A 22,528-nucleotide genomic window follows, 5' to 3' on the forward strand; every position below is an offset into this window, starting at 1 on the left:
CAGGTTGAAATCTCGCCAACAAGCACCGCCTGAAAAAGCTGAGGATTCGTGAACAGTGGGGCATGCTTGAGATTACTGTTCCTCGAAAACCGTCCAAAATATGTAGAATTAGCAGCAGATTCCTGCAATTCACATTCGGTTAATGTGGGGATTAATAAAGTTGTTCTTGTAGTGATGTAACGAGTTGAACATGGTTAAACAAAGCAAAAGGGAGCTGTTCCCGCCGTTGAATCGTACCGAGGTCGCAGTTCAAGACCCGAGCGAGAATGGCTCCCTCAAATTCTCTATCGAGGCTGCTTGGTCCTTGGGCACCTTGGCTTTTTGCTTTCTGTTAATAGCCCTTTGCCTTCTGAAAGCATCTGTTGCCAGCTACGTGTCAATCCTCATGTAAATGCAGGCCAGCGCGTTTCGAAACTGCGCGTTTCTGTCTTCGAGAAAACACAGCGTAGACGGCTTCGCGGAAAATACCGCGTGACGAGACATCCTCATTCTTCAAAGAACAGCCTTGCAATCTTGCCCCTTGGCATAGTCACCTTAGAGGTGACCGTTGGAGGGAATCGATGAAGCCAAGTGCTTTCGTTGTTGGTGTTTGTTGCACTCTGCTTCTGGCCGCTTGCGCTCCTAGAACTCGCACGTATGAAAAAACCGTGTCGGTCTCCCTGCCCGCAAATTCACACACGGCTCTTGGACAAGCGGCCAACCGTCTAGGGGACCCCAAGGATGGACGGTCAGGTGTAAGACTGATCAGTGATGGCGAACAAGCTCTCGTCTCAAGACTCTTATTGGCCGCTGCTGCCGAGCAAACGATAGACGCGCAATACTATCTTCTGCACAACGACCCCACGGGCCACCTTTTTGCGGCCAGCCTTCTACGGGCGGCGGATCGTGGTGTACGAGTCCGCCTACTTCTGGATGACATGGACACGTCCAGTTATGACGCAATGACAGCCGCACTGGATTATCATGAAAACATCGAAATCAGGCTGTTCAATCCCTTCTGGCGGGATCAAAGCCTCGTCATTGCGGGGCTGACAGATTTCAAACGCATCAACCGCAGAATGCACAACAAATCCATGACTGCGGATAACGTGTTTACGATTGTGGGTGGACGGAACATCGGCGCAGAATATTTTCTGGCGCGAAAAGAAATGAACTATGCTGATTTGGATGTTCTGGCCGCCGGCCCCGTCGTAAATGAGGTATCGCAAAGTTTTGACTCGTATTGGAATAGTGAGTTTGCCGTTCCCGCCCGAGTAGTCGTTGGCGAACCCGAGACGTTCAGCTTGAGCGACGCGCGCGACAGGCTAAACGACTTGGTGGAAGAAGCGAAAAAAACGCAATACGGCACTGCTTTGAAGAAGACCGCCCAAGAGAACTTTACTGATGGTGCGCTTTCATTGGATTGGGTGCCAGCAAAACTCTACGCGGATCCACCTTCCAAAGCAGCAGGGCTTGAGAATTCAGGCCCGATACTGGCATCGCAACTGCTTCCGTATTTCGAAAATGCCGACAGCGAAGTGAATATCGTTTCGGCGTATTTCGTGCCGCGCAACAAAGGTGTGAAATGGTTGACCGAATTGGAAAGTCGCGGCGTCGACGTGAAGGTTGTGACAAACTCACTGGCTTCTAATGACGTTGCCCCGGTCTACGCGCATTACGCCAAGAAACGACGGGCATTGCTACGCGGTGGAGTCGAGCTTTACGAGTTGCGGCCGGACGCCTATCAAGTGCAACGTCGCGGTATCAACTGGGCTCAATCCCAGTCCGGCCTGCATTCGAAAGCGTTTGCTGTGGATGATCGATATCTGTTCGTCGGGTCGTTCAACTGGGATCCACGTTCCGTCAACATCAATACAGAAATGGGCATCCTGATCGACTCGCCGGCACTAACTGTTAACACCATGGGCGCCCTGGACGAGGCGCTACCAGCATACACCTATCACGTGACACTTGAGGACGAGGGCCAGCTTAAATGGACGACCCTAAGCGAGGATGGCAAAATCCTTGAATATGATGCAGAGCCGACTGGCACGACCTGGGATCACATAGTCGCTGGCTTTCTGAGTATTCTACCAATCGGCTCTCAGCTTTAGAGTGCTTTGATAAGCCCGCGCGACTTGCGGAATTGCATCTAAACCTTGGTACGCCAAAGGCGGAAAGGAATTTGATCGTGAAGTATTACAAACTCTACGTCGACGCCGCTGGTGAAAGTCACTGGGACGATATCGAGGTCAAAGTCGAAGAGCGGAGTTTCGCCCCTCCCGCCCAAGCCATCGAGATTTCGGAACCGGAAAAAGTCGAACGGGTCATGTTCCTGAGGCTTCGTTCTGGTTGGGACGAACCAATCCACCCAACACCAGTCGCTCAGAGGCTGATTTGCCTTGCAGGCACGGTGCACGTAACCGCAAGCGATGGAGAATTTCGAACGATCAGCCGGGGCGACGTATGGCATATGGAAGACAAGTTCGGAAAAGGCCATCACACAAAGGTCACAAGCGAAGATGATTTTGAGGCCGTCATCATTCAATACGAGTGATTTTGGAGTATTCCGCGACTTCATTCGCGCAAAGCGTCACCCTGAACAACCCTTCTTCTGAAAGCATCGTTACCGCACGACAATTTCGCGCTATAATAGCTACGTCACGTTGGCGCCGGTAAGGCTTCTTTTTTGTCAACTGGCATAGGGGGGATTGCTTTGAAACAACGCCTCTCGGCAATTTTGGCCGCCGATATGGTCGGGTACTCGCGCTTGATGGAAGTGGACGAGTTGGGTGTTTTGTCGCGTCAAAAGAAATACCGACGCGAACTGATTGATCCCGAAATCACACGCCGTCGCGGGAATATCGTCAAAACCACCGGAGATGGCATGTTGGCCACATTCGAGTCCGTACAGGACGCGGTTCAGTGTGCCGTCAAAATCCAACAGGTGATGAGTCTGAATGAAACAGAGTTAGACGATGATCAGAGAATTCGGTTTCGCGTCGGCATTAATCTGGGCGACGTGATTTTCGACGAAGGCGATATTTTCGGGGATGGTGTGAACGTGGCCGCGCGGCTTGAAGGGTTGGCGGAACCTGGTGGCGTATGCGTATCGGACATCGTGCATCAGGCAATTCAGGACCGGATCGACGCCCCATTCCGCGACATGGGCGGGCAACGTGTAAAAAACATCAGCCGCCCCATTCGTGTCTGGCACTGGTCACCTAAGGCAGCACCTGCGCGCGAGGTTCCGGAGATTTCGCTGCAGCAACGCGTAAAGTTCTGCAATTCGGCAGATGGCACCAATCTCGCGTGGGCCTCGACCGGAGAGGGCGTGCCGATATTGAAAGCCCCCAATTGGCTCAACCACATTGAACATGAGTGGACCAGCCCGGTCTGGGGTGACTTCCTGTCCGAGATGTCCAAACTCTGCCAGTTGGTTCGGTTTGATCAGCGTGGCAACGGGCTATCTGACTGGGATGTTGATGACATTTCAGAAGACCGGATGATCGAAGACATGGTCGCGGTGGCCGACGCGTCCGGGCTTGAGAGTTTTGGCTTGCTGGGTATTAGCCAGGGGTCTGCATTCTCAATTCGATTTGCAGCAAGATATCCGGAACGGGTGAAGTTTCTCGTTCTTCTTGGTGGCTTTTTACGAGGCCGCATGATGCGAGAAGACGCAGAAGCAGAACAATTCTACCAAGCCGCCCGCGCTATGGTGTCTTCTGGCTGGGGGTCACCCAACCCTGTTTACCGGCATTTCTTTACATCCAGTTACATGCCGGACGCGACTCCCGAGGAAGGTGCCAGCTTTGACGAAATGCAGCGTATTTCCGCAAGCCCGGAAATCGCTTTGCGTATTTTGGAAATGAACGCCTACATAGACGCCAGCGCAGACGCACAAAGCCTGAAGACTCCGACTCTGGTTCTGCATTCAAGGGGCGACATGGCGGCGCCTATAAGTGAAGGGCGTAAGACGGCTCGGGCAATCCCTACTGCCGAATTTATTGAACTCCCCGGAGCAAACCACTGCATGATACGCGGTCATCCAGGGTTTGATGAATTCTTTCAGGAAATTGAACCATTTCTGAAGGAAAACTCAGATTGACGCATTGCTTAGCAGAAAGAAGCACAGACTAGCCAGCTCGGAAGCCAACCAGTCTCTTGCCTTGCGTTAACTCAAGCTCTTCCAGAACAATCTGAGAGACCAAATGAGAGGTTAGCAAACCCCTTAGCCGGTTTAGCGAATAACGTGTACCGAGCACCTTGCGTGATGAACGACCCTGTTTGCAGTAGAGCCGAGGAATATATCTTCAAAGCCGGGTTTGTGCGAAGCCAAAACAATGCAATCAATGTCGTTCTCATTTGCGAAATCGACAATAGCCCGACCGGCATGCCCCGAAATCAGCCTCGCCCTTGCACCAGGGATTTCCTCGGCACACTGATGCAAGTTTTCCTGGATTTCATGTCGCGTATTTTCGAGAACTTCGTTTGGTATCTGGGATGCCGCATATACGGGGATCGGCTCGTGGACGTGTAATATCGTGAAAACCGCATCAGTATCGGCCAGCAAGCGCGCTGCTTCAAAAGATGACTGCGCTTCGTGGTCTTTACTCAGAGCAACCGGAATCAGGATGTTTTTGTACATGTGCACTCCCCTTTTCTGCCACTAATTTCCTTGGTGACAACGCCATTCGCCAAAGCCTCAAACCGGTTCAGATTTTGAGGATTTACCCATTTTCTTCGCGGTGGAAGCAACGTCATCAACAGTTTTCTCGACTGCCTCAGCCTCGGTTTCGGCAACATAAGCCGCGCAACGGGCCACCGTTTCGAACCATTCTTGAGCATCCGCAACCAGCCGTTCGGCCGAATGACGCTGCCATTCTGCCATACTCTGCAGGGCTTTCGTCGGGTCGGATGGGTTCGCGGACGACGCACTGCGCGCTGCTTGCAAGGCGCTGCGAACGGCTTCGTGGCGGCGTTCGAACCAATGCTGAGCAAAGACCTCAGTTTCCGCCAGCATTTTTTCCTGCGCATCCCAGAACTGTTCTATCTGAGCGCCGAATGCCGAGTTGCCTAAGGCAGGCGGCTGCATTTGTTTGAAAACGTCAACAAGATTTGTTGGGTAACCTGGATTGGAGTTCTTGTTTGGCATCGAATGGCCCTCCGCATTTCCTGAATGACTTATCTTACCAAAGGCACAAGAAACGCACCTTAATGCAGATCAACCCCCCTTGTTTTTATGCCTTTCCGGCAGGAAATCGCAGCGGTTTATTCAATCTTTAGCGCACCCATTCCCACAGGATTGGCGCCCGATCAACTAGGCCCGGCTGGACATGTTGATTGACATAGATCATAGCGTCTGAGAACCTCACATTGTAAAATGTGAATGTTTAAGAGTGATCTACGTTTGTCGACCTGTCCCCAATCGAACACGACGGCAAACGGAATTTTAAAGGCGTGGAAGTTCCACCAAGGGGCTCGGCAAGAGTGATGGCGAGCCCCTTTTTTTAGATGAGCGGCATCTAAGTGGGCATTCGCGTTGAAGCACTGGACGTTCTGCTTTGTAGCAGAGGGGTAAATCCCGACGATCCGACAACCGGCAAGCAAGCACAAGACATAACGATTGGCCATGTTTGCGGTACTAAACCGGAAACCCTTCGATGAGAAAAAACATGAATGCTGTTGAACCTCAACAAAAACTCCGAAGGGCGCTCACAACTCCGCTGCTCACACTTTACGGCTTGGGTGTTACGGTTGGAGCAGGAATTTACGTACTGGTTGGTGCGACGGCAAACATAGCAGGCCCGTATGCTGCATTTTCATTTGTTGTCGCTGCGCTAGTGGTATCTTTGACCGCGCTTTCATACGCGGAGCTCGCTACTCGTTATCCCGTCAGCGCAGGTGAGGCAGCCTATGTCCAAGCGGGGTTTCAACGAAACTGGATGGCAGTATTGGTCGGCCTTGCCGTCGCTGCGTCTGGGGTTATTTCCGCTTCTGCAGTCGCGATTGGTGCGGCGTCATATCTGCACGCTTTGACCGGTGTTGGCATTTCTGTTTTGACCATCAGCGTTGTGCTTCTCATGGTGCTCATCGCGATCTGGGGTATAACTGAGTCCGTGGTCGTCGCGGCAGTCATTACGGTCATCGAGATCGCGGGCCTTCTCTTTGTGATCAGTTGGGGCATGTCGATTGAGGAGCCACAGGGATACGCGCTCTCTTCAATGATGCCTTCCTTGGATATCGACGTGTGGAGGGGCATCTTCGCCGCTTCGCTCCTCGCATTTTTTGCATTCGTCGGCTTTGAGGATATGGCAAATGTCGCAGAAGAGGTAAAAGATCCGGTCCGCACAATCCCAAAGGCGATATTGCTGACGCTCATTCTGGCAACGGTATTGTATCTTGGAACTTCAATGACGGTTCTGCTTGTCGTCCCGATTGATGTTCTTTCCGCCTCCGCGGCTCCGCTTTCATTGGTATTCTCAGAGGCGCCCGAGTTGATCAAACAGGGTTTTTCCGCAGTCGCCATTGTAGCGACGGTCAATGGTGTATTGATCCAGATGATCATGGCATCGCGGGTAATCTACGGCCTTGCTGACAGGGGCCACCTGCCAAAAACCCTGGCGACAGTGCCGCAAACGACCCAGACGCCAGTTGTTGCAACCCTGCTGGTCGTGGCGACAATTCTGTTTCTGACCCAAACTCTCCCAATCGGAATTCTAGCAGAACGTACGTCCCAGATCGTTCTGGGCGTCTTTGTACTGGTCAACGTTTCGCTAATCCTGTTGAAGATGAAGCCGAGCAAGTCAGAGGAGCACTTTCATGTACCTCTTTTCGTACCGATCCTTGGCGTGATCACCAGTACATTGCTTTTCGGGGCTGGATTTCTCTAAGAACATACAAGCGCAACAGGCTTTTACCGAGCGACTCTCGAACAGATGAACACTGACCGATCTTCCATAGGAACTCAGCTCTCGGCCTGGTGGCACAGAACTTTTGTGGATCTGGCTCAGCAGTTGCAGTGGTCATATTTACCACCTTTGATGGTCTACTTCGCAGCCGGCGTGTCCGGCCTGACATCGGTCGTTGGCGCCTTCTTTCTTAAAGACTACCTTGATTTATCAGCGTCTTTCATTGCGGGGCTAGCATTTTGGGCGGGTCTTCCCTGGATTCTCAAAATGCCGCTTGGCCATATTGTTGATCTGTTTTGGCGTTGGAAGTCCCTGCTGATCCTGCTTGGCGCGTCACTGATCACCCTATCCTTGCTTACAATGTACGGGCTTGTGACAGCGCCGCTGGAAATGGCCAGCGTCATGCCATTAGAAGACTGGTACGTAATCGCCCTGCTCCTTGCTCCTTCGGGCTATGCCATTCAGGATGTTGTAGCTGACGCCATGACGGTCGAAGCGGTGCCCAAGATCAATCAAGATGGTCGGCCGTTCTCGCCAGAAGAGACCCGTGCGCAGCACACTACGATGCAAACATTGGGCCGAGTTTCGATCATATCCGGGTTTGCAGCTGTTGCGGCGGTGAACATCTGGATTTTCTCCGGAACTGAAGATCTGCAAAAACCAGATCGCCTCGGGCTTTACGGCCAAGTTTACCTGATTGCCCTGATTATCCCCTTGCTCTCGGTCAGCGGAGTTGTGCTCCACACATTCATCCAGCGGCAGCGCATTCGACGAGGCCACTCACCTCACGCCCCGGAACAGGCCACCGAGGTCAATTGGCCCATTTTGTTAGGGGGGCTCGCGTTTGTAGTGCTTAGCATCGTGTTGGGCACCGCCGATTTCGAATATGCCCAAGAGACCATCTTTGCAGTGTCCCTTACTGTGATCATGTATCTCATGTCACGGCTGCTGAAAGAGTTAGAACCAGCGCAGGCGAAAGCCCTGATCGGAACGGCGATAATTATTTTTGTATTTCGCGCCACCCCTCTACCCGGTCCGGGCCTGACTTGGTTCGAAATTGATGAATTGGGATTTGATGAACAGTTCCTGGCGATCCTCGCTTTGTTGACATCCCTGCTGGCTTTGCTCGGATTAATTATTCTGAGGCCCTTTATGGCCAATCGCTCAATTGCGCAGGTTGTAGTGGTGCTGACAATTGCTGCGGGTTTCCTCGCCCTGCCCAATCTTGCCCTTTATTACGGTGTGCATGAGTGGACGGCTGCACATACTGGTGGCGTCGTCGATGCGAGATTTATTGCCATTCTCGATACCGCTGTCGAGTCACCACTCGGGCAGATAGCGATGGTTCCGATGTTGGCTTGGATTGCACGCAACGCCCCGGTTCACCTGAAAGCGACATTTTTTGCGGTGATGGCATCGTTCACCAACATGGCGTTGTCGGCCAGCAGTCTTGGCACCAAGTATCTGAACCAAACATTCATTGTAACGCGCGCGGTTACTAACCCGGAAACCGGTGTCGTCACCTCCACCGCTGATTACAGCCAACTTGGGTATCTGTTGATCGTGGTTGCCTTGATCTCTGTGGTCGTTCCGCTGACGGTGGTCTTCTGTGTGCAATGCTCTCGTTTCCAAACCAGCGAGTAATCACTGGCTTTTTGCCTCACCCAGTAAAGATTTGAGATGCGCAACCGGAACGCCGATATTTGAACCGCCGAATTCAGGCAATATCGCAGCGTTAATTGCAACCACCTCACCTTTGCGGTTCAACGCAGGCCCCCCACTCCCGCCGGATGTGGTCTCTGCGTCATATACGAGGGAACCCAGACTTGTTCGCGCCACAATACCCCGGCTGGCAAGCGGTTGAATTTTATTTTGCTCGGAAAGCCGGGACGCAATCGACCAGAAATTAATGGTTCCTTCTTCCTCAACCGTTTTCAGAAAGTCCCGCCCAGCCTGCGCGATCAGCGCCTTTAAACCCGTTGGGTATCCCAATAAGTATACTTCTTCGCCGACACGCGGCGCGGTTTCGGCCAGCGGAATTCCAAGCCCCTGCACCCGGCCCGGATCGACGGACAAAAGCGCCAAATCTGCCATCTCACTATACTGATCCAGATTGGCCTCTATTGGTTCGGAATGACCGGGCAGATAAGCCAACAGTCTCAGCATTTCCGCCTCCAGCCCTGCATTTTTAAGGGCTTTCTCCCTGTCTCCGGAAGTCCAGGGCAACGCGACATGACGATTGGTGGCCAACAAAGGAACCCCCTCAAGCAGAAAACCCGTTCCTGTGAACTGGAATTCAGCAGGTTCGCCTGCCGCGTCAGGCTCGATCCAAGGCTGCCCGAACGGAGTTTGAAGCGTTTCACCATTCGGCCCCAACACGTGCCGCAGCAGCTTCCCGCTTTCTATGTGACGCAATCCATATGCACCCTGGATAAAGGCAACAGACTGGGTTGAGGCCTTGATAATCCGTGTTGGTGCACCCGCTTGTTGTTCAAGCGTTCCAAGACGCTCTTCGGTCGACATGACCTGATTTTCAAACGCACTTCTGAGAGCGGCCAAATCTTCGGGCGTAAGCACGTCCTCTCGCGTCTGCGCCAGCATGACCGCAACCGCTTCGATCTTATGGGCTTCCTGTTCGATACTGTCCGCCAACCTTCTGTCGTTTTGATAAAGCAGGAACACAAGACCAGCGATGACAAGTAACGCAGCAAGGACAGTGATCCTGAAAAGGATAGTGGTCTGGGATGCAAGCCGGCGTCCGCTGTCACTCAGCGCACTGGACATCCTTCTGGCGAAAGGTCGGCGGCTCATCCGGGCGTAAGCGTAGGCGTCGCTCAGGATGTCTTCCACCGTATGATGTGCAGGAAACGAGTGATTGCACAGTCTGTACCGAGACATCGGACCTTTTTCGCCGAACTCAACCATATCGCCAAACCCAAGACGTATTGACGATACTTTTTGCCCATTAACCCATACGTTTCGCCCGGGTGCCGCAGATATCGTATAGCTGTCGTCGACCCACTGAAGGGTTGCGATATCGTTGTCATGTGGTGGCGTGTCGTCTTTAGGCCGAAGGCTCAGGCTCCTGTTGGCTCCGACTGAAACGGTCAAGGCGTTGTGGACAAGCCAGGTCACGTTTCCACGCGACGGGCCGGTCAGGCTCTCTAGATAGGCACGCACGTCTCTGTCACCGACGCCCGGTGGTGGTCTCACGCCATTATCATCCAGGTTTTGCATCTTCGACCCCGCTTCAAAGGCCACAAAGGTACTGTAACACGCGGCAACCCAAATCCCACTGTCCACCTTAGGTGCAACAATCGCTTAGACCACGACCTGAGCATGCCGTTTTGGTAGATTTGGCAGATATTGCCCAATCAAAAATTTACTGGGTCGCAACTCAAAGAGGGCCGGTCAATGACCAGCCGTCTGCGCCAATGGCCTACAAAACGAGAATGGATAGCGAAGCTTTTTACCTAGAGGACACCTTGATCTTGCGCAATCACAAGGGTCTTGATCGCATATTTTGCTCAGCCTAGCGTACCCCCAGGACCAATCAGGAGTGGCCTCCCTTTCGAACATTGGAGCAAAACCGAATGAAGTGGCCTTATCTAGCCCTGATTTATCTGACATTTAGCCTTGCTCCACTGGGATTATCCTGGTCCCTCGGTTGGCCGCCGCGACCGTTTCATCAAGAGCTCGCCTCCGGGCTTGGAATGCTCGGGTTTTCGATCATCTTAATGGAATTCCTGCTGTCGGGACGTTTCAGAGTCATTTCTTCCAGTGTTGGGATGGATGTCACCATGCGGATGCATCAGCTTATGGCGCGCACGGCGCTCGGGTTTGCGCTGCTGCACCCGCTGCTGTATCAGGGCACGCCCTCTGGCGGACACCGTCCGTGGGACGTATCGCGTCAGTTGACGATTACGACCGACTTTCCCGCGCTGGCCTCAGGCATAGCGGCCTATTTATTGCTATTCATTCTGATCGCATCTGCGATTGTCCGAAAAACCCTTGATTACAAATATGAAACCTGGCGCCTTATGCACGGCCTCGGAGCCTTGGTTCTTGCTTGCCTGCTGTTACATCACACAGTCTATGCCGGTCGATACGGTGGGCATCCGCAGCTGAATTATTTGTGGCTTACAATGACGAGCGTTGCGATCGGCACGCTACTTTATGTCTACCTTATCAAGCCTTTGCGTCAGGTGCAGAAGGCATGGCGTGTCGCATCTGTAACACGACTGACACCAAAACAATGGGAACTGCGGCTGACGCCAGATGGCCATCAAGGTTTTGCTTTTCAGGCCGGTCAATTCGCTTGGCTGAATGTCGGGCACAGCCCGTTTTCATTGCATGAAAATCCATTCTCAATCAGTTCGGCCCCAGCCGACGGCCCCGCAATTTCTTTCGTGATAAAAGAGCTGGGAGATTTCACATGTGAACTCGGGCAAGTCACTCCGGGCACCACGGCTTATCTAGACGGTCCGCACGGAAACCTGTCTGTCAACAACCGCGCGGAACGCGGCATCGTTCTGGTGGCGGGTGGTGTCGGCATCGCTCCGCTGCTGAGCATATTGCGACAAACCCGTATGAACACAGATCAACGCGACGTAAAATTGATCTATGGTAACCGTATAGAAGAGCAGATTGTTTATCGGGAAGAACTGTCCAAAGAAGATACGATTTTTGTTCTATCTGAACCGCCGGAAAATTGGTGCGGAGAAACAGGCCGGATTGACGGCCCATTGTTGGATCGCGTTTTGTCCTCGGAACAATTTGAAAGCTGGCTATTCGTAATCTGCGGACCCAATGCCATGATGGATACTGTCGAAAATCACCTTATTGCTCGGGGTTCAGCGTCACAGCGAATTTTGTCTGAAAGATTTGACTATGATTGATCCTTTCCGAAACATCCCCATGCGCCGTCGCGTCAGGCTAGTTTTTTGGGGCATAAACTTATCAATTTGCAGCACACTTTTGGCCTTTGCTCTAAGGTAACGCGACATCCCGTTGATCGTTGCGCCAAATTTGGAGGAACTTCCAAACACGCAGTACAGATTGTACGCGTAGCTCAATATTTTGACGAAGGAATGCTTCTTGGCCTTTCGGTCGGAAATACCGCACGGCTACAAAACACATAACCGCAGTCGCGGGAAAACCGCACATTTGATTGAGATCAAGGGCCTACACACTCAAACTCACCATACTCGGAACGCTATTCAGACCGATTTTTGGGAGGATCGGAATGACAGTGCTTATTGCATTCGCTACTGTTGAGGGCCAAACGGCCAAAATTGCAAATTTTATCAACGACATCACCACGGCAGCTGGATACACAGCAAACCTGATCAATACCGATGAATTAACCGGCCAAGTTTCACTGGACGGCATGGACCAAGTCATACTTTTGGCACCCGTCCACCAACGCCGACACCCGAAGTCATTTGAAGCTTTTGTAAGCTCGCACAAGGAGGCGTTGGCGGCAGTAAAATCTCTTGTGCTTTCTGTTAGCCTAAAGGCCGCTTTTGCATCAGGACAGGAAGAGGCCAGGGACTATCTGACTGAAATGTTGCTGCGAACGAATTTGAAACCAGACGCGTCCGCGCTGGTCGCCGGCGCAGTGCGGCCCGAAAGTTATGACTATTTTGACAAAGAGATCATTCAGCACGTTGTTCTATTAGGACAGAAAGTAAATCCCAAAGATGGCACACAAGAGTTTACCGATTGGGATGCACTACAATCCACAGTGATGGGGTTTTTGGACGGGAGCGACGTGACCAATACCGACCTTTCTCAGATAAGCCGGTAAAGCTGTCTAATTAGCCACCGCGTTGCCTGCGGTTAGATATTTCCACTGGCGAACAAATTTTTGGGGCAGCTTGCGAAATTCAGTGCCCAAACAAGACAGGAAAACTTACTTGTTCCAACATCGCCTGCGTGATTCCACCAAAAACGGACTCGCGTAAATATGAATGTCCGTAGGCGCCCATAATAATAAGGTCAGCGCCTACTTCTTTAGCACGCTCTTGAATACATTGCTGAATCGTAAGACCACCCCTAGGGAACTGAGACACGGTTACGCGACACCCATGATGACTGAGCCACGTGGCAATGTCGGCACCAGTGTCTTGGCCTTCTGGATCATGTGCCGAAGGCGGATCAATGCAAGCTATCACAACTTCCTTGGCTTCCAGGAAATAGTGCAAACCTAAGTGCGCAGCCCTAGATGCAGCGAAGCTTCCATCCCATGCGAAGAAAACACAGTCACGTTGAGCAAACGGATTTCCATTGATCATCAAGGCCGCCGGTGAATGAAACAACACTCCATGCCCAACCTCGCGAAATATTTCGGGGTCATTGCGCAATCCCGCGTCTAGGAAGGCAACATCACAGGTGTACGACTGCCGCGCTGCCAGATGCTTTAAATCCGCACCCGAGCCAATGGAAACTTTCACGTTTGCCGATACGGCCTTGCTTGCCAGCAGTGCCTCAACTTCAGTGGCGCGGGATTCTAGTACGGCCCTCTTTTCTTCTAATTGATCTAGCCAATTGGCCGGCAGTCCTGCATCAAAGAACTTACTGGTTCCATACTTGAAGTATGGCAGGTTAGGTAACGAAGCGAGGAGGATGCAGTTCAAATGGCCTTCATGACTTTGAGCGGCCTCAGCGCAATCCAATATCGATTTATCACTGGTGTCTGCGCCAATGAAATAATTAGAACTCCTACGTTTCATACCTGATCTCCGATCAAAACACTCCAGCGGTTAAGAAGCTGACCAAGATAACATCTTTGCAGCCCTGTGGAGTTCGGCAATGATCCCGATCATTGTGCGGCATCCCGTGTTCGAAATATGCGAGCAGCAGAGCACCTAGCGCGCCAGAACTATCACACAATCATATCTCGAACACTTGGATACTATTGGCGCAACGCCATCGGTCGTTCTTCCTATTTTGGTAACATGAAGAACTCTTCCAGTACTATTTTGCCCTCAGCTACCGAATAAACTGCGATTTCGCGAAGGGTCATGTGTTGCCCTGTTTCCTTCTGCTTCACCTCAGCTTTGAACCGCACTGCGAAACGGTTGGGGGGGTGAACATAGGGGCCGTCCACGTCGAGTTCCAGAATTTCGTGCGAAGCAAGCCAATCTTCTCTTTTCCCCTTGATAGCGTCCCGGCTCTTGGTAATGCGAAATTGTCGAACCGGAGGCACAACGGCCTCAATTGACTGCGCGTTTTCCGCGTACATTTCATCGACGTTTGCGAGACCTCTGCGATCACGCATTGCCTGAACGAATGCCTTTCCAGTTTCGATTAGTGCTTCCATGATAAACCCTCTGTTTGTACAGGCACATTACCTCTTTTTCGCTTTGCCATTATTGACAAGGATCAATGAGCTTAACCGACCGGATAAAGTGGAGTGGCCCTCTTGAGGAGTCGCCATCTGGGTTAAATTTGCCCGCAAATTCGGAGGATCAGCGATGGCAGGCAACTCAGAGAATCCTGAAGAGATGGTGCTGTCACACAAACTCGAACCAGTCTTAACCTGCATAATACGGATTTTTCAAAACTTTTCGAATAGTGCTGTCGCATTTTTGCGGGTGGTTCGCCCAATTCACTCGGCGCATATTTTGGAGCACACGGCATTTCTTCAGGAGCATACATGAGCACCAAGTATTTCGCACCACACGGTGGACATCCCGGGCAGGAACAACTGCTGACTGATCGGGCCGTTTTTACCGAAGCTTATGCCGTGATCCCAAAGGGTACGATGCGGGATATTGTGACCAGTTTCCTGCCGTTTTGGGAAAACACACGACTGTGGGTAATCTCCCGTCCTTTGAGCGGCTTTGCCGAAACCTTTTCGCAATACATCATGGAAGTTCAGCCCGGCGGTGGCTCTGACCGGCCCGAAACCGATCCCGAAGCCGAAGGCGTTTTGTTTGTGGTCGAAGGCACTGCCACCTTAGTCGCCGAGGGCATAACCTATGAACTGACGCCCGGAGGTTACGCCTACCTGCCCCCAGAAAGTGATTGGACCCTGCGAAATCAAGGGGAAGAAATCCTGCGCTTCCATTGGATTCGAAAGGCTTATGAAGCCGTCGAAGGCCTTGATAGCCCTGACATACTTATCCTCAACGAAAATGAGATCGCACCAACACCTATGCCCGGGACAGACGGAAAGTGGGCCACAACGCGATTTGTCGACCCAAGCGATTTGCGACACGACATGCACGTTACCGTGGTGACTTTTGAACCCGGCGCAGTCATCCCCTTTCTTGAAACCCATGTCATGGAGCATGGTCTCTATGTTCTGGAAGGAAAGGCGGTCTACCGACTGAACAATGACTGGGTAGAGGTGGAAGCCGGTGACTATATGTGGCTAAGGGCGTTCTGCCCCCAGGCTTGCTATGCAGGTGGTCCGGGCAAGTTCCGTTACCTGCTTTATAAGGATGTAAACCGACATATGGCACTGCGACCGTGACCCACCGCTTATGAGCAACATAAGCGTCTCAGGGCGGCGGCGGAATAACGCGCCCGCCGATGGCCAGTGTTAGCTGATGAGCCGCCTCGATAACGGGGCGGCTTAGCCGTTCAATTTCACCCTCGCTGACCCGACTTGTCGGCCCGGACACTGATATCCCTGCAACCGCTTCTCTGTTGATGTCGAAAACCGGTGCCGCAATACAACGCATGCCCGCGTTCTTTTCTTCATTGTCCACTGAGAAACCCTGCGCCCTGACAGCTGCAAGGTCCTCTTTCAACGCCGCCGGAGTGGTAATCGACCTTTCTGTAAACGTCTGTAGCTGCACGTTGGCCAATAGTCTGTCCAACCTGTCCTCGTCCATAAAGGCCAGCAGCGCTTTCCCAATCCCCGATGCGTGCATTGGTGACAGCGTACCGGGTGGAAAAAATGCACGGATGCTAGCATGCGTTTCCACTTGGCTCAGGAACAGAACCGAACCTTCTTTCTCCACCCCCAGATTTGCGGTCTCGCCAGTAGCCTCCATGAGTTTTCGCATCACTGGTCTTGCCCGGTCCACAAGGCTGGTGCGACGCAGGAAGCGTGAGCCAATCACGAACGCGCGGGAACCGATGTGCCAGACTTGTTCCTCGTGATCAAATTCCACAAGCCCCCTGCCCTCCAGCGTCACGAGAATACGATAGACCGTTGCCGGTGACTGGCCCATTTCATCGGACAGCGCGGTTAACGCCTTGCCTTGCGCCTCGCTCAAATACTCAAAAACTTCCATCGCCCGGTCGAGAGATTTGATCGTGTTTTGCGCTGTCTTATCGTCCCATCCCCGAGGTCGTCCACGGGCTTTTCGGCGGATTTCGGGAGCATTATCTTGAGAATCCATAAAAACCCTCTGATCATTCGTGAAAGATTAATTCATCATATGAAAAATGTAAGCATTTGACAACTATAACCTAAATCCGACCGAACGCATTTTGAAAGTCATTTTCAAAAATATATCGGTCGGAACGACGGGAACTTATTGTGTGACCAACGACGGAAGGAGACCATCCATGAGCTTTCAAAATCCCGTTTTCATCCCGGGCCCGACCAACATTCCTGAAAGCCTGCGCAAGGCCTGCGACATGCCCACGATCGACCATCGTTCGCCGCTGTTCGGGCAAATTCTGCATCCTGCGCGCGCGGGTGTGCAGAAAATTCTGAAAAGCGACAGTGCCGAAGTCTTCATCTTCCCTTCGACCGGAACCGGCGGTTGGGAAACGGCTTTGACCAACACTCTGTCCGCCGGTGACAAGGTTCTGGCGGCACGCAATGGCATGTTCAGCCACCGTTGGATCGACATGTGCCAGCGCCACGGTCTGAATGTTGAAATCGTCGAGACCCCTTGGGGCGAAGGGATACCGACCGACCGTTACGAAGAGATTCTAACTGCCGACACGAACCACGAAATCAAAGTGGTTCTTGCCACGCATAACGAAACGGCAACTGGCGTGAAGTCGGATATTGCCGCCGTGCGCAAGGCTTTGAATGCGGCCCGGCACCCAGCTATGCTGTTCGTTGATGGCGTATCTTCTATCGCGTCGATGGATTTCCGCTTTGATGAATGGGGAGTCGACGTTGCCGTCACGGGCTCGCAAAAAGGGTTCATGCTGACAGCTGGCCTTGCCATCGTTGGCTTCAGCCAGAAGGCGATGGAGGCGACCAAAACCGGCACCCTGCCTCGTACCTTCTTTGACGTACATGACATGGCCAAGGGCTACGCCAATAACGCTTATCCTTACACGCCTGCAGTTGGCTTGATGAACGGCCTCAACCAGGCCTGCGACATGCTGCTGAATGAAGGTCTGGAAAACGTCTTTGCCCGCCATCACCGCATTGCCGAAGGCGTTCGCGCTGCCGTGGGAGCGTGGGGGCTGGAGCTTTGCGCGACCAACCCGTCGGTGTATTCTGACACCGTAAGCGCGATCCGTACGCCGAACGGTTTCAACGCCACGGATATCGTTACCCATGCTGCCGACAAATACGGCGTTGCCTTCGGCGTTGGCCTTGGTGAAGTCGCCGGCAAGGTATTCCGCATCGGACACTTGGGCAGCCTGACGGATGTCATGGCCCTTTCCGGGATCGCCACCGCTGAAATGTGCATGGCAGATCTGGGTCTGAACATCGAACTGGGCTCGGGCGTAGCGGCTGCGCAGGAATACTATCGCGGTCATCCCGCGGCCGTTCAAAAGGACGCCGCATGATGAAGGATTGCAACATGTACATCCCTACTTATGAGGACATGCTCGCGGCTCATACCCGGATCGAGCCCTATATCCGCCGCACGCCGGTACGGACATCCGACTATCTCAACGAACTGACCGGTGCGCAGCTGTTCTTCAAATGCGAGAACTTTCAGGAACCGGGCGCCTTCAAGGTACGAGGCGCCACCAACGCGGTGTTCGGGCTTGATGATGAGCAAGCAAAAAAAGGCGTCGCAACCCATTCCTCGGGCAACCATGCGTCGTGCCTGTCCTATGCGGCTATGAAGCGGGGCATTCCCTGCAATGTTGTGATGCCGCGCACGGCACCGCAGGCGAAAAAAGACACAGTTCGCCGCTATGGTGGGAAGATCACGGAATGTGAACCCTCCACTTCGTCTCGCGAGGCGACCTTTGCCGAGGTTCAGGCGGCCACGGGTGGGGACTTTGTACACCCCTACAATGATCCGCGCGTGATCGCCGGACAGGGCACATGCTCACGCGAGTTCATTGAACAGACCGACGGCCTGGATGCTGTTGTTGCGCCCATCGGCGGTGGCGGCATGGTATCCGGCACCTGCCTGACCTTGTCTACCTTGGCACCGGAAACAGCGATCATCGCGGCAGAGCCTGAACAGGCTGATGATGCCTATCGCAGCTTCAAGGCTGGCCACATCATTGCGGATGACGCACCGAAAACGATTGCCGACGGGCTGCTGGTGCCGCTGAAGGGCCTCACCTGGCACTTCGTGTCCAACCACGTCTCTGAAATCTACACAGCTTCAGAGCAAGAGATCATCGACGCGATGAAACTGACGTGGAAGCACCTGCGGATCGTAATGGAGCCATCCTCGGCCGTGCCGTTGGCAACAGTTCTAAAGAACCCGGACACATTCAAAGGCAAGCGTGTCGGCCTGATCATAACTGGAGGCAATGTCGATCTGGACAAGCTGCCCTGGCTGAACACGTGACATCAATCCCGACATAGGAATACGGAAATGAAAGATATGACCAATCTCGACAATTTCGAAGTAGGCTATGACATTCCGGCCAAGCCCGGAATGGATGAAGTAGATATCCAAACCCCTAGCCTTGTGCTGGATCTCGACGCGCTTGAGCGTAACATCAAGAAGATGGGCGACTATGCCAAGGCGCATGGCATGCGTCACCGCGTGCATGGAAAGATGCACAAGTCTGTGGACGTGGCCAAGCTACAGGAGAAAATCGGCGGCGCTGTAGGTGTCTGCTGTCAGAAAGTTTCTGAGGCGGAAGTTTTCGTTCGCGGCGGCATCAAGGACGTTCTGGTTTCGAACCAAGTGCGAGACCCTGCCAAAATCGATCGTCTTGCCAGCCTGCCAAAGCTGGGCAGCCGCATCATCGTTTGTGTTGATGATCTGGATAATGTTGCAGATCTTTCGGGTGCGGCTGTCGATCACGGGACACAGTTGGAGGTCTTCGTTGAAATCGACTGCGGTGCAGGACGTTGCGGCGTGACCACGACACCGGCCGTGATCGAGATTGCCAAAGCTGTAGAGGCCGCCGACAACCTGAAATTCACCGGCATCCAAGCCTATCAAGGCGCGATGCAGCACCTCGACAGCTACGAGGCACGCAAGGAAAAGCTAGATACCGCGATCGCGATGGTGAAAGACGCCGTTGAGGGCCTGAAAGCCGAAGGCATCGAATGCGAGCTGGTCTCGGGCGGTGGCACCGGTTCCTACTATTTCGAGTCCAACTCGGGCGTATACAATGAGCTGCAGTGCGGGTCCTACGCCTTCATGGATGCCGATTACGGCCGTATTCTGGACCAGGACGGCAACCGGATCGACCAGGGTGAGTGGGAAAATGCCTTCTTCATCCTGACCAGCGTCATGAGCCACGCCAAGGCGGACAAGGCGATCGTCGATGCGGGTCTTAAGGCGCAGTCGGTCGATAGCGGCCTGCCGGTTGTCTTTGGCCGCAACGATGTCGAATACATTAAATGTTCCGACGAACATGGCGTCGTCATGGACCCGAACGGGGTGCTGCAGGTGAACGACAAGTTGAAACTGGTGCCGGGGCACTGCGACCCGACCGCAAATGTACACGATTGGTATGTCGGCGTTCGCAACGGCAAGGTCGAATCCGTCTGGCCGGTGTCCGCGCGCGGCCGCGCTTATTAATCCAGCCTTATAAAGGTAGGGAGGTCCGGCTCGGGAGTAGCCGGACAGCCGCCCGTGTGTATGCTCTCCTTCCGGCGGTGGCACACGGGCGCACGAATTTTGAGTGGAGAAAGACATGTTGATCGTACCCGAGCGTGAAATCGCTGACCTGATGACCCGCCAAGCGGCCTTTGATGCCGTCGAAAGGGTCTTTGCTGCAATGGCGTCGGGCGACGCCTATAACTTTCCCGTCGTGCGCGAAGCCATCGGGCATGAAGACGCGCTTTATGGCTTTAAGGGCGGCTTCGACCGCGCGGGCCTGACACTTGGCCTGAAAGCGGGTGGATATTGGCCGAACAACCTGGAAAAACGCGGGCTGATCAACCACCAATCGACCGTTTTTCTTTTTGACCCCGATACCGGAAAACCATCGGCGATGGTGGGCGGCAATCTGCTGACTGCCCTGCGAACAGCGGCGGCCTCTTCCGTGTCGATCAAACACCTCGCTCGCGCAGACGCCAAAGTGATTGGCATGATTGGCGCTGGCCACCAGGCAGCCTTTCAGCTTCGTGCTGCGTTGGAGCAGCGCGATTTTGAAAAGGTCATAGGCTGGAACTACCACCCTGAGATGTTGCCGAATATCGAGAAGGTCGCCAACGAAGCCGGCGTTCCCTTCGAAGCGGTCGAACTGGACGGGATGACAGAGGCTGATGTGATCATCTCGATCACCTCTGCATTTGCACCGTCGCTGATGGCGGACCATGTCAGCCCCGGAACTCATGTCGCCTGTATGGGAACAGACACCAAGGGCAAGCAAGAGGTGGAAGCAGCACTGCTGGCCAAAGCAGGTGTCTTCACGGACGAAGTCGCGCAATCCATCACCATCGGCGAAGCACAGCACGCAATGGCGCAGGGCCTGATCAAAGAAGGCGACGTGGCGCAGCTTGGCGCCGTCATTAACGGCACAAACCCGGGCCGGACATCAGACGATCAGATAACACTGTTCGATGGCACAGGCGTAGGTCTTCAGGATCTCGCAGTCGCCGCATCTGTGGTTGAACTTGCCGTTCAAAAAGGAATCGCAATCGAAGTCGATTTCTGAAGGCATCTGAGTGCAACCGGTCCTTGCTGACAGGTTGCACTGGTTTTAAGAATTCCTGTCTGACGAATGCCTGAAGCCGCGGGCCAACCTGTCACTTCCGCCATTCGAGTTGGTGAAATGATACCGTTTTCCACAACGGACGGAATTCCGGACAATAAAGCGGCGTGCCATGGCGCGCCGTTTTTTTTGTCTGTAGTGGCGCTCAGAGCGCCACCTTCATCCATCATACGTGATCATCATGTTCGATGGAGCCAAGGCCATGACCCGCCATGCCACCAGAAACCTCTTCCGTGGCTTCGTCCGAAAGCTCCTCGGGCAGAACCAGGTTCAAAACAATCGCGATGACCGCAGCGGGAAGGATACCAGATGTGGCCAGAACCTTCAGAGTGCCCGGAAGATACTGCAGGGCACCGGGTTCTAGCTGCAAACCCAAACCAAGGCTCAGCGAAATCGCAAAGATCACCATGTTGCGGCGGTTCCAGTTCACGTCCGACAGCATCGAAACACCCGCCGCAACCACCATTCCGAACATCACGATGACACCGCCGCCAAGGACCTCGATCGGGATCGACGAAATAATCGCACCAATTTTAGGAACAAGGCCGCACACAATCAGAAAGAGCGCGCCGATAGTAACGACCATTCGGCTCATCACGCCGGTCATGGCGATTAAGCCAACGTTCTGACTGAACGACGTGTTCGGCAACGCGCCAAAGAGACCAGAAATCGCGGTGCCGATACCATCGGCGTAAGTAGCACCCTCAATTTCCTTGTCGGTTGCTTCCCGTCCCGCACCCCCTTTGGTGATACCGGATACATCCCCGACGGTTTCAACAGCCGACACAAAGGACATTGCACAGAAACCAATGATGGCCGCGACCGAGAACTCAATACCGAAATGCAGCGGGTTCGGAAGTGCGAACGACGCTGCACGACCGACATTGCCCAAATTTACTTGGCCAAGAGCAAAAGCTACGGCGTATCCGACGAGCAGGCCAATCAGAACTGCCGACACCGACAGCATGCCCCGCGCAAAAAACTTCAGCCCAAGCGTTACGACGATCACAATTCCGGCCATGAACCAGTTTAGGCCCGAACCGTATTCCTCGGTGCCGATAGCTGGCACACCACCGGCGGCGTACTGAACGCCGACCTTAACCAGCGCCAAGCCGATCATGGTCACCACTAGACCTGTAACTAAAGGCGGAAGCGCAAAGCGAATACGCCCAATGAACAAACCAAGGAAGGCGTGAAACAAACCACCAACAACAATGCCCCCCATCAGGACCGCAATGGCATCAACGCCCTTCCCCACCACCAACGGGATCATGATCGGGATGAAGGCAAACGACGTGCCCTGCACGATGGGCAGACGGGCACCAACAGGACCCACACCGATAGACTGGAACAAAGTAGCGACGCCCGCAAAGAACATCGACATTTGGATCATGTAGATCATCTGCGGAAAATCGGGACTGTTCGAACCAAACCCGAACCCGGCCGCGCCGCAAACGATAATGGCTGGCGTGACATTGGACACGAACATCGCCAGCACATGCTGAATTCCCAGTGGCACCGCCTTTACGAGTGGCGGAGTGTAATTCGGATCGCGGAGTTGTTCCGGCGTTCCGATGGTTGCATCTGAAATTCGGCCGTTCCTCCCTAGAAGTTCGCAAACC

The 22,528-nt window shown here is 53.5% G+C and carries 19 protein-coding genes; 12 read left to right on the forward strand and 7 right to left on the reverse strand.

Features of this window, described 5'->3' with window-relative positions; genetic code table 11:
- The first annotated feature begins 647 nt into the window (after positions 1-647).
- The 3 genes from GOW93_RS03275 to GOW93_RS03285 all read left to right on the forward strand — a co-directional run bounded on the left by GOW93_RS03275 (position 648) and on the right by GOW93_RS03285 (position 4,087).
- A complete protein-coding gene (locus tag GOW93_RS03275; RefSeq protein WP_368039630.1) occupies positions 648-2,093 on the forward strand; it encodes a phospholipase D family protein in 1,446 nt (481 codons plus the stop codon).
- Positions 2,094-2,170: 77 nt separating this feature from the next.
- Complete coding sequence (locus GOW93_RS03280; RefSeq protein ID WP_170381620.1) at positions 2,171-2,536, forward strand: cupin; 366 nt, start codon at positions 2,171-2,173, stop codon at positions 2,534-2,536.
- A gap of 159 nt (positions 2,537-2,695) precedes the next feature.
- Entirely contained in the window at positions 2,696-4,087 is a 1,392-nt protein-coding gene (locus GOW93_RS03285; RefSeq protein WP_170381621.1) for an alpha/beta fold hydrolase, read from the forward strand.
- A gap of 132 nt (positions 4,088-4,219) precedes the next feature.
- On the opposite strand, the gene GOW93_RS03290 is transcribed toward GOW93_RS03285, so the two are convergent.
- On the reverse strand, positions 4,220-4,627 hold the full coding sequence (locus GOW93_RS03290; protein WP_170381622.1) for a universal stress protein: 408 nt from the start codon (positions 4,625-4,627) through the stop codon (positions 4,220-4,222).
- Between the two features lie 57 nt (positions 4,628-4,684).
- Entirely contained in the window at positions 4,685-5,134 is a 450-nt protein-coding gene (locus tag GOW93_RS03295; protein ID WP_170381623.1) for a phasin family protein, read from the reverse strand.
- Positions 5,135-5,654: 520 nt separating this feature from the next.
- On the opposite strand from GOW93_RS03295, the gene GOW93_RS03300 reads away from it, so the two are divergent.
- Both GOW93_RS03300 and GOW93_RS03305 read left to right on the forward strand, forming a co-directional pair.
- Positions 5,655-6,872: an APC family permease gene (locus GOW93_RS03300; protein ID WP_170381624.1), complete on the forward strand. Its 1,218-nt coding sequence runs from the start codon at positions 5,655-5,657 to the stop codon at positions 6,870-6,872.
- A 45-nt stretch (positions 6,873-6,917) separates the two neighbouring features.
- Complete coding sequence (locus GOW93_RS03305; RefSeq protein ID WP_170381625.1) at positions 6,918-8,534, forward strand: hypothetical protein; 1,617 nt, start codon at positions 6,918-6,920, stop codon at positions 8,532-8,534.
- Here the strand turns inward: GOW93_RS03305 and GOW93_RS03310 are convergent, their stop codons facing one another.
- On the reverse strand, positions 8,535-10,127 hold the full coding sequence (locus GOW93_RS03310; protein WP_170381626.1) for a trypsin-like peptidase domain-containing protein: 1,593 nt from the start codon (positions 10,125-10,127) through the stop codon (positions 8,535-8,537).
- 476 nt (positions 10,128-10,603) lie between these two features.
- On the opposite strand from GOW93_RS03310, the gene GOW93_RS03315 reads away from it, so the two are divergent.
- Positions 10,604-11,788, forward strand: a complete 1,185-nt coding sequence (locus GOW93_RS03315; protein WP_170381627.1) for a ferredoxin reductase family protein — start codon at positions 10,604-10,606, stop codon at positions 11,786-11,788.
- 347 nt (positions 11,789-12,135) lie between these two features.
- Positions 12,136-12,699, forward strand: a complete 564-nt coding sequence (locus tag GOW93_RS03320; RefSeq protein WP_170381628.1) for a flavodoxin domain-containing protein — start codon at positions 12,136-12,138, stop codon at positions 12,697-12,699.
- A 79-nt stretch (positions 12,700-12,778) separates the two neighbouring features.
- On the opposite strand, the gene GOW93_RS03325 is transcribed toward GOW93_RS03320, so the two are convergent.
- The gene (locus tag GOW93_RS03325; protein WP_170381629.1) at positions 12,779-13,624 is read right to left on the reverse strand and encodes a universal stress protein; all 846 of its coding nucleotides are present in this window, start codon (positions 13,622-13,624) and stop codon (positions 12,779-12,781) included.
- Between the two features lie 212 nt (positions 13,625-13,836).
- Positions 13,837-14,214, reverse strand: coding sequence for a nuclear transport factor 2 family protein (locus GOW93_RS03330; protein ID WP_170381630.1), 378 nt, complete (start codon positions 14,212-14,214; stop codon positions 13,837-13,839).
- A gap of 336 nt (positions 14,215-14,550) precedes the next feature.
- On the opposite strand from GOW93_RS03330, the gene GOW93_RS03335 reads away from it, so the two are divergent.
- A complete protein-coding gene (locus GOW93_RS03335; protein WP_170381631.1) occupies positions 14,551-15,372 on the forward strand; it encodes a bifunctional allantoicase/(S)-ureidoglycine aminohydrolase in 822 nt (273 codons plus the stop codon).
- A gap of 28 nt (positions 15,373-15,400) precedes the next feature.
- Here the strand turns inward: GOW93_RS03335 and bhcR are convergent, their stop codons facing one another.
- Positions 15,401-16,249, reverse strand: coding sequence for an HTH-type transcriptional regulator BhcR (bhcR, locus tag GOW93_RS03340; RefSeq protein ID WP_170381632.1), 849 nt, complete (start codon positions 16,247-16,249; stop codon positions 15,401-15,403).
- A 169-nt stretch (positions 16,250-16,418) separates the two neighbouring features.
- On the opposite strand from bhcR, the gene bhcA reads away from it, so the two are divergent.
- From bhcA to bhcD, 4 genes are all read left to right on the forward strand, one after another.
- Positions 16,419-17,609, forward strand: a complete 1,191-nt coding sequence (bhcA, locus tag GOW93_RS03345) for an L-aspartate--glyoxylate aminotransferase BhcA (RefSeq protein ID WP_170381633.1) — start codon at positions 16,419-16,421, stop codon at positions 17,607-17,609.
- Positions 17,609-18,577 (forward strand): beta-hydroxyaspartate dehydratase BhcB, encoded by a 969-nt coding sequence (gene bhcB, locus GOW93_RS03350; protein ID WP_170381807.1) that lies wholly within the window; start codon positions 17,609-17,611, stop codon positions 18,575-18,577. The genes bhcA and bhcB overlap by 1 nt, the downstream gene beginning before the upstream one ends.
- 27 nt (positions 18,578-18,604) lie before the next feature.
- A complete protein-coding gene (gene bhcC, locus GOW93_RS03355) occupies positions 18,605-19,768 on the forward strand; it encodes a 3-hydroxy-D-aspartate aldolase BhcC (RefSeq protein ID WP_170381634.1) in 1,164 nt (387 codons plus the stop codon).
- Positions 19,769-19,883: 115 nt separating this feature from the next.
- Positions 19,884-20,849: an iminosuccinate reductase BhcD gene (bhcD, locus tag GOW93_RS03360; protein ID WP_170381635.1), complete on the forward strand. Its 966-nt coding sequence runs from the start codon at positions 19,884-19,886 to the stop codon at positions 20,847-20,849.
- Between the two features lie 223 nt (positions 20,850-21,072).
- Here bhcD and GOW93_RS03365 read toward each other — a convergent pair whose 3' ends face one another.
- Positions 21,073-22,497: a uracil-xanthine permease family protein gene (locus GOW93_RS03365; protein WP_170381809.1), complete on the reverse strand. Its 1,425-nt coding sequence runs from the start codon at positions 22,495-22,497 to the stop codon at positions 21,073-21,075.
- Positions 22,498-22,528: the final 31 nt, after the last annotated feature.

The sequence above is a fragment of the Ruegeria atlantica genome, assembly GCF_013032455.1.
GTDB lineage: Bacteria > Pseudomonadota > Alphaproteobacteria > Rhodobacterales > Rhodobacteraceae > Ruegeria > Ruegeria atlantica_B.

Coding starts and splice junctions, on each gene's coding strand:
- GOW93_RS03305 (WP_170381625.1), top strand. CDS start 6,918: ATGAACACTGACCGATCTTCCATAGGAACTCAGCTCTCGGCCTGGTGG.
- bhcA (WP_170381633.1), top strand. CDS start 16,419: ATGAGCTTTCAAAATCCCGTTTTCATCCCGGGCCCGACCAACATTCCT.
- bhcR (WP_170381632.1), bottom strand. CDS start 16,249: ATGGATTCTCAAGATAATGCTCCCGAAATCCGCCGAAAAGCCCGTGGA.
- GOW93_RS03300 (WP_170381624.1), top strand. CDS start 5,655: ATGAATGCTGTTGAACCTCAACAAAAACTCCGAAGGGCGCTCACAACT.
- GOW93_RS03335 (WP_170381631.1), top strand. CDS start 14,551: ATGAGCACCAAGTATTTCGCACCACACGGTGGACATCCCGGGCAGGAA.
- bhcD (WP_170381635.1), top strand. CDS start 19,884: ATGTTGATCGTACCCGAGCGTGAAATCGCTGACCTGATGACCCGCCAA.
- GOW93_RS03325 (WP_170381629.1), bottom strand. CDS start 13,624: ATGAAACGTAGGAGTTCTAATTATTTCATTGGCGCAGACACCAGTGAT.
- GOW93_RS03295 (WP_170381623.1), bottom strand. CDS start 5,134: ATGCCAAACAAGAACTCCAATCCAGGTTACCCAACAAATCTTGTTGAC.
- GOW93_RS03320 (WP_170381628.1), top strand. CDS start 12,136: ATGACAGTGCTTATTGCATTCGCTACTGTTGAGGGCCAAACGGCCAAA.
- GOW93_RS03330 (WP_170381630.1), bottom strand. CDS start 14,214: ATGGAAGCACTAATCGAAACTGGAAAGGCATTCGTTCAGGCAATGCGT.
- GOW93_RS03290 (WP_170381622.1), bottom strand. CDS start 4,627: ATGTACAAAAACATCCTGATTCCGGTTGCTCTGAGTAAAGACCACGAA.
- GOW93_RS03315 (WP_170381627.1), top strand. CDS start 10,604: ATGCTCGGGTTTTCGATCATCTTAATGGAATTCCTGCTGTCGGGACGT.
- bhcC (WP_170381634.1), top strand. CDS start 18,605: ATGAAAGATATGACCAATCTCGACAATTTCGAAGTAGGCTATGACATT.
- bhcB (WP_170381807.1), top strand. CDS start 17,609: ATGAAGGATTGCAACATGTACATCCCTACTTATGAGGACATGCTCGCG.
- GOW93_RS03310 (WP_170381626.1), bottom strand. CDS start 10,127: ATGCAAAACCTGGATGATAATGGCGTGAGACCACCACCGGGCGTCGGT.